This is a genomic window from Sphingobium sp. HDIP04, assembly GCF_000445085.1.
GTDB classification, from domain to species: domain Bacteria; phylum Pseudomonadota; class Alphaproteobacteria; order Sphingomonadales; family Sphingomonadaceae; genus Sphingobium; species Sphingobium indicum.
Genome location: NZ_ATDO01000059.1, coordinates 43,008 through 49,839, shown reverse-complemented (window position 1 = coordinate 49,839; position 6,832 = coordinate 43,008). Strand labels below are relative to the sequence as shown.

Genomic DNA, 6,832 nt, shown 5'->3' with positions numbered 1-6,832 from the left:
AGCCGCTGGTCCCGCGCCATCGACGCGGCGGCGGGTCGGGGCGAGAAGGGCAGCGTGGCGCTGCTGGCGGCGGTCGGCATGCAGACCGCCGACTGGAACCGCCTGCCCGCCTTCCACCTCTATCATATCGTCGCGGCGCTGCATCGCGTCGGCCTCGATCCGGAGGCGCGGATGATCGCGGCGGAGGCGATGACGCGGCTCTGATGGGCGACGACGCCGCCCTTATCGACCGTTTTCTGGAAATGATGGCGGCCGAACGGGGCGCGTCCCGCAACACCCTGCTCGCCTATCGCGCTGACCTGACCGGCGCGGGGGAGATTGTCGGCGGCCTCTCCGGCGCGACCAGGGACGGCCTGGCCGACCTGACGGTGGCCTGGGCGGAACTGGCCGCATCCTCCGTGGCGCGCAAATCCTCCGCCCTGCGCGCCTTCTACGCCTTTCTGGAGGAGGAGGGGCTGCGGGCCGACAATCCCTCGTCCGCCCTGCCGCGCCCGGTGACACGCCGCTCCCTGCCCAAGATCCTATCCACGCAGGAGGTCGATTCGCTGTTCGCGCTGATCGCGGGCAAGCTGGCCGTCGAACATCCCGCGCCGCTCGACCTGCGCCTGTCGGCGCTGATCGAGCTGCTCTACGGTTCCGGCCTGCGCGCGACGGAACTGGTGTCGCTGCCGCGCCGGGCGCTGGCGTCCGACCGGCCCTTCCTGATCCTGAAGGGCAAGGGCGCCCGCGAACGGCTGGTGCCGATTTCGGACCGCGCCCGCGCCGCCGTGGCCGCCTGGCTGCACCATGTGCCCGCCGACAGCCTTTGGCTCTTCCCCTCCGGCAAGAGCCATGTCAGCCGCATCCGCCTCTACCAGATGGTGAAGGCGCTGGCCGCTGCTGCCGGAATTGCGCCCGAACGGGTCAGTCCCCATGTGCTGCGCCACGCCTTCGCCACCCATTTGCTGGAGGGCGGGGCGGACCTGCGCGCCCTGCAATCGATGCTGGGCCATGCCGATATCGGCACCACGCAAATCTACACCCATGTCGACAGCCGCCGCCTGGTCGAACTGGTCAACAGCCGCCATCCGCTGGCCGGCATGACGCATCGGCGCGTTGACGGCGACGTTTCTCCGCCCTAACGCCATGCCCCATGGTTAGTTTTCTCGAATTCGAAAAGCCCATCGCGGAACTGGAAGCCCGCATCATCGAACTGCGCGCCACCGCCAATGCGGGCGACATCGACATCAGCGGCGAGATCGACAAGCTGGAGCAGCGCGCTTCGAAAATGCTGGTCGACACCTATGCGAAACTGTCGCCGTGGCAGAAGACGCAGGTCGCCCGCCATCCCGACCGCCCGCATTTCAAGGATTATGTCGCGGGCATGTTCGACAATTTCATGCCGCTGGCCGGGGACCGCGCCTTTGCCGACGATCAGGCGATCATCGGCGGCTTCGCCACTCTGGACGAGCGGCGCGTGGTCGTGATCGGCCATGAAAAGGGCGACGATACCGCCAGCCGCGTCCGCCACAATTTCGGCATGGCCAAGCCCGAGGGCTATCGCAAGGCGATCCGCCTGATGCAGTTGGCCGACCGTTTCGGCCTGCCGGTGGTGACGCTGGTGGACACGTCGGGCGCTTTCCCCGGCGTGCAGGCGGAGGAGCGCGGACAGGCGGAGGCGATCGCCCGCTCGACCGAACAATGCCTGGCGCTGGGCGTGCCGATGGTGGCGGCCGTGGTGGGCGAGGGCGGCTCCGGCGGCGCGGTGGCGCTGGCGGCGGCCAATCGCGTGCTGATGTTCGAACATGCCGTTTATTCGGTGATCTCGCCCGAAGGCTGCGCGTCGATCCTCTGGCGCACGGCGGAAAAGGCCAGCGACGCGGCGACCGCCATGCAGGTGACGGCGCAGCATCTGAAATCTCTCGGCGTCATCGACCGCATCGTGCCGGAGCCGGTCGGCGGCGCCCATCGCGAGCCGGTGCAGGCAATCGCCAATCTGGGCGCGGCGATCGGGGAGGAACTGGATTCGCTGGCGGGCCTCAGCGCCGATGCGCTGCGGACCGATCGCGCCGACAAGTTCCTGGCCATCGGCGTCTGACCGCGCCATCCTCTGTTTCGGGGAACATCCGCCTGCTATTGCTCGTTACGCGAAGGTAACAGGGATGCAGGAGGCGCCGTGAAACGAATATCATCTCTTGCTGCCGCCGGGCTGGGCCTGACCGTCCTGGCGGCCGCGCCGTCAGTGGAAGGTCAGCAGCGGGCGATTCGCACCGTTTCGTCGATCAGCCCGCAGGAAAAGGAAGCCGGCGCCAAGCAGCATCCCCAGTTGCTCAACGAATTCGGCGGCGCTTACGCCGGACCGCAGGCGAAATATGTGGAGGGCGTGGGACGGCGCATCGCGGTCCAGTCCGGCCTGTCCAACGCGCAGGGGGACTTCACCGTCACCCTGCTCAATTCGCCGGTGAACAACGCCTTCGCCATTCCTGGCGGCTATGTCTATGTGACGCGCCAGCTCATGGCGCTGATGAACGATGAGGCGGAACTGGCTGGCGTGCTGGGTCATGAGATCGGCCATGTCGCGGCGCAGCACGGTCAAAGGCGGCAACAGGCGGCGCAGCGCAACGCCATTGGCGGCACCCTGCTGCAAGTGCTGACGGGCGCCCTGCTGGGCGATTCGGCGCTAACCGGCCTGCTGCAAAAGGGGATCGGGCAGGGCAGCCAGTTGCTAACGCTCAAATTCTCGCGCAGCCAGGAATATGAGGCGGACGATCTGGGCATCCGCTATCTCGCCTCCGGCGGTTACGATCCCAAGGCCCTGTCGTCCATGCTGGCCTCGCTGGCGGCGCAAAGCAGCCTGGATGCCCGCGTCACTGGGAGTTCCCGGTCGTTGCCGGAATGGGCAAGCACCCATCCGGATCCCGCCTCGCGCGTTGGGCGCGCTTCCCGCAATGCAGTCGCCAGCGGATCCAGGAGCACGGTCCGCAACCGCGACGCGTTCCTGAACGCGCTCAACGGCGTCCTCTATGGCGACGATCCGAAACAGGGCGTGATCGAGGGCAGCCGCTTCCGCCATCCCGATTTGCGGGTGAGCTTCGCCGCGCCATCGGGCTTCGGCATGGAAAATGGTGCGAGCGCCGTCACGATCGCGGGATCGGGAGGCCAGGCGCAGTTCAGCGCAGCACCCTATTCCGGCGATCTGTCCGCCTATATCGATTCGGTGTTCGCCAAGCTGGGCGGCGGCAATGGCGGCGTTCCGCCGGGCGAGATTCGGCGCACCACCGTTAACGGGCTGCCCGCGGCCTGGCGCACCATCCGCGCCAGAACCCAGTCCAGCCAGGTCGATGCCACCGTCTTCGCTTATGATTTCGGCGGGGGAAAGGCCTATCACTTCCTGCTGCTGACTGCGGCGGGGCAGGGGATCGGTCCCTTTTCCACCATGGTGCAGTCGGTGCAGCGCCTGTCGACGCAGGAGGCGGCCGCGATCAAGCTCCGCCGGGTCGATGTCGTGACTGTAAAGGCTGGCGACACAGTCCAGTCCTTGGCCAAGCGCATGGCTTATACCGATTATCCGCTGGACCGATTCCTGACGATCAATGCGCTGACGGCGAACAGCGTGCTGCGGCCGGGCCAGCGGGTCAAGATCATCACCTGGTAGACGTCGAGACCAATAAAAAGGGCGACGAAATTGCTTCCGTCGCCCCTTTTTCTTCAATGTGGTTCGAGCTTACTTCAGATTGCCCGAGACATTGTTGAAGGTGTTGCCGAGCTTGCCGCCCAGGCTGGTCATGGCGCCGATGGCGGCGACGGCGATAAGCGCAGCGATCAGGCCATATTCGATGGCGGTCGCGCCCTTCTCGTTCTTCATCATCTTGCGGATGAACTGCATTGGAAGTCTCCTTGCGTCAAATTTCACGTTTAACTACCCGGCCGTCCCCCCGCTTGAATGAAGGTCAGCTTCGGATGGTTTAGAGGGTGTCGGTTGATAAAGATTTAATGGAGCGAACCATCTGTCAGATATTGATGGTTAATGCGCCAGGACTTCCGTCGCGACATTGTTCCACATGCCGATGGTCTTGTTGGCAACGTTCGACAGGGCGCCGACAATGGCCAGGCAGATAAGGGCGAGGATCAGGCCATATTCCACCGCCGTCGCTCCGCGCTGGCAGTAGATCAGCTTCCAGAAGCTGAAATTTTTGAATAATGCCCGCATGCCGCACCCCATTTACACACAGCCCCTGATACCCTTGTAAAAGGGGCAGAGTTAACAAACCCCTCAAGCGGGACCATTATGACGATAAATTCTCCTCTGCTGGTGGTCGCCGCCGCCCTGGTCGACGCGGATGGCCGCGTGCTGTTGCAGCAGCGCCCGCCGGGCAAGCCGATGGCGCATCTCTGGGAATTTCCCGGCGGCAAGGTCGAACCGGGGGAGGCGCCCGAAACCGCGCTGATCCGGGAACTGGAGGAGGAGTTGGGCATCCACACCCATGCGAGTTGCCTGGCGCCCGCGACCTTCGCGAGCGAGCCCTTGGGCGACCGCCACCTGCTGCTGCTGCTCTATGTCTGCCGTAAATGGCGGGGCATAGCCGAAGCGCGGCATGCGACCGCGCTGCGATGGGTCAGGCCGGCGCAAATGTATGCGCTGGAGATGCCGCCGGCCGACCTGCCGCTGATCGGCCTGCTCGATTCGCTGATCTGACGCGAGGTGACGGGCCGGCGCGCCATTGGGCCAGCCCTGCGATCGAGGGCTTATTCCTCCGCAGCCTTGCTCTGTAGCTGGATATAATTCTGGATGCCCATGCGCTCGATCATCTCGAACTGGGTTTCCAGAGTGTCGACATGTTCCTCCTCGCTTTCGAGGATGTGCTGGAACAGGTCGCGGCTCACATAGTCGCGAATCGATTCGCAATGGGCGATGGCGTCCTTCAGCACGGGCAGGGCTTCATATTCCAGTTCCAGGTCGGCCTTCAGGATTTCCTCCACCGTCTCCCCGATCTTCAGGCGGCCGAGCAACTGGAAATTGGGCAGCCCGTCCAGGAACAGGATGCGCTCCGCCAGCTTGTCGGCATGCTTCATCTCGTCGATGGACTCTTCATATTCGAACTTGGCGAGCTTCTCGATGCCCCAGTGATTGAGCATGCGATAGTGGAGGAAATATTGGTTGATCGCGGTCAGTTCGTTCTTGAGAACCTCGTTCAGATATTCGATGACCTTGGCGTCGCCCTTCATGGCGTTCTTCTCCGGCTGTAGGGAAAGTGCCGGGAGCATAAGCGTTTCGCTTCCGTTTGTTAATCCGGAAAGCCGCAGAAATCCGCCATTTTTCGCTGCGCTATTGCGTCAAGTTCGCGTCAATCCGATGCGCTTGATTCGCAATCACTTCAAATGGAGGCGCGTTCGGCCGCTATGATGGTGCGGGCGAAGGGGACGCACTGGCCGCATTTGGGCCGACGGCCAAGGCGGGCATAGGCGCTGCAGGGGGTTGCGCAACCTTCGCGGGCGACCTGTTTCAGATCCTTCTCACGGATGGCATTGCAGACACAGACAACCATGCAAATCTCCTGAAAGGGGAGATAGCGCAGATGATAATAGGTCGCAATAGGAATTCAGTCGCTGTTGCGAATCTTTTGCGTTTGGCCCCTCGCAAGGCTGCGCCACAGCCACTCCGCCGGTCCCAGCGCGAATCGGCGCTGCCACAGCGGCGACCAGATCAGCATCATCGCCCATGCCGCGATCACGAACAGCGGCAGCCTGTGGTGTGGAACATGGCCGAACAGCCCCAGTCCCCAGCCATAGAAGATCGCGCACATGAGGAGGCTGCTGCCCAGATAGTTGCTGAGCGCCAATCGGCCCGCGGCGGCGACGCGCGCGGTCAGGGCCGCGCCGCGATGGCGCGTGAACAGCCACAGGATCAGCGCCGCCCATCCCACCGCCAGCGGAATGCGGAAGGGGAAGGACCATGCCAGTGCCGATCCCAAAGCCGTCAGCGGAGCGAACCGGCTGGAGATGATCCATGCCGCGAGCGCCGCCATCGGAATCAGCCCGATCAGGAAACAATGGCGCGCGGTCCGCCAATATTGCTCAGCCTCCCAACGGCCGGACAGGAATCCGCCCTTCAACATCGCCATGCCCAGCAGCATGAACCCCAGCGTGTCGAATGCGACGAACGGCAGGGTGGTCAGCCACTGCCCGCCGAACAGCGCGACATGATGCAGGAAGATGCGGGCAAAACCGCCGCGATAGATTTCATATTCGCTGCGAATGGCCGGATGGTCGGGGTCGGAAAGCGACGCGATGAAATTGGCGAAACCCGCACCGACATGGCCGGGGGCGCCGGGCGCGGCGGCGGCATGCCCCCATGCGTAGAGCGTGCCGACGAAGCCCGCGCAGATCAGGAAATGCGCGAGGAAGAAGAAAAAGGCCCATTTGACGAGCGACAGCGGATCCCTGCGCGCGAACGGCAGCGCCGCCAGCCCGACCAGCGCATAGATCATCAATATGTCGCCCCACCACAGCAGCAGATAATGGGCCAGGCCGAAGACGAACAGCCAGCCGACCCGGATCACCTGCGCCCGTCGTCCGTCGCGGCCGGCCATTTCCTCCCTGTCGATCAGCAGCAGCATCGACGCGCCGAACAGCATGGAGAACAGCGCCCGCATCTTGCCGTCGACAGCCATGAAGCTGACCGTCCAGAAGGCGATGTCTCCCCTCGAGAGCGGCCCCGCCGCCGCGGGATTGAAATAGGCCTGTTCGGGCAGGGCGAAAGCCGCGATGTTCATCCAGAGGATTCCCATGACCGCGCAGCCGCGCAGAACGTCCATGGCGGGAATCCGGGCGGAAGGGGCGGTCATCGGTCGGC

General features: G+C 64.3%; 9 protein-coding genes and 1 pseudogene. 5 read left to right on the top strand and 5 right to left on the bottom strand.

Annotation, left to right across the window (positions count from 1 at the left end):
• From L286_RS0124330 to L286_RS30190, 4 genes and pseudogenes are all read left to right on the top strand, one after another.
• A pseudogene (locus tag L286_RS0124330) lies at positions 1–204 on the top strand (hypothetical protein); the annotation flags it as partial.
• A complete protein-coding gene (locus L286_RS30200; RefSeq protein ID WP_020821041.1) occupies positions 204–1,121 on the top strand; it encodes a tyrosine recombinase in 918 nt (305 codons plus the stop codon). The pseudogene L286_RS0124330 and the gene L286_RS30200, both read left to right, overlap by 1 nt.
• A gap of 11 nt (positions 1,122–1,132) precedes the next feature.
• Positions 1,133–2,077: an acetyl-CoA carboxylase carboxyltransferase subunit alpha gene (locus tag L286_RS30195; RefSeq protein WP_020821042.1), complete on the top strand. Its 945-nt coding sequence runs from the start codon at positions 1,133–1,135 to the stop codon at positions 2,075–2,077.
• 78 nt (positions 2,078–2,155) lie between these two features.
• On the top strand, positions 2,156–3,634 hold the full coding sequence (locus L286_RS30190; RefSeq protein ID WP_020821043.1) for a M48 family metalloprotease: 1,479 nt from the start codon (positions 2,156–2,158) through the stop codon (positions 3,632–3,634).
• Positions 3,635–3,703: 69 nt separating this feature from the next.
• Here the strand turns inward: L286_RS30190 and L286_RS30185 are convergent, their stop codons facing one another.
• Together L286_RS30185 and L286_RS30180 are read right to left on the bottom strand one after the other, a co-directional pair.
• Entirely contained in the window at positions 3,704–3,865 is a 162-nt protein-coding gene (locus tag L286_RS30185; RefSeq protein WP_020821044.1) for a Flp family type IVb pilin, read from the bottom strand.
• Between the two features lie 138 nt (positions 3,866–4,003).
• Positions 4,004–4,189, bottom strand: a complete 186-nt coding sequence (locus L286_RS30180; RefSeq protein WP_013040618.1) for a Flp family type IVb pilin — start codon at positions 4,187–4,189, stop codon at positions 4,004–4,006.
• 78 nt (positions 4,190–4,267) lie between these two features.
• Between L286_RS30180 and L286_RS30175 the strand changes: the two genes are divergently transcribed.
• Complete coding sequence (locus L286_RS30175; protein WP_007682779.1) at positions 4,268–4,675, top strand: (deoxy)nucleoside triphosphate pyrophosphohydrolase; 408 nt, start codon at positions 4,268–4,270, stop codon at positions 4,673–4,675.
• Positions 4,676–4,725: 50 nt separating this feature from the next.
• Here the strand turns inward: L286_RS30175 and bfr are convergent, their stop codons facing one another.
• From bfr to L286_RS30165, 3 genes are all read right to left on the bottom strand, one after another.
• Positions 4,726–5,205, bottom strand: coding sequence for a bacterioferritin (bfr, locus tag L286_RS30170; protein WP_007682778.1), 480 nt, complete (start codon positions 5,203–5,205; stop codon positions 4,726–4,728).
• A 149-nt stretch (positions 5,206–5,354) separates the two neighbouring features.
• Complete coding sequence (locus L286_RS47845; RefSeq protein WP_007682776.1) at positions 5,355–5,525, bottom strand: (2Fe-2S)-binding protein; 171 nt, start codon at positions 5,523–5,525, stop codon at positions 5,355–5,357.
• A 54-nt stretch (positions 5,526–5,579) separates the two neighbouring features.
• Positions 5,580–6,824, bottom strand: a complete 1,245-nt coding sequence (locus tag L286_RS30165; protein WP_020821045.1) for a DUF418 domain-containing protein — start codon at positions 6,822–6,824, stop codon at positions 5,580–5,582.
• Positions 6,825–6,832 lie beyond the last annotated feature (8 nt).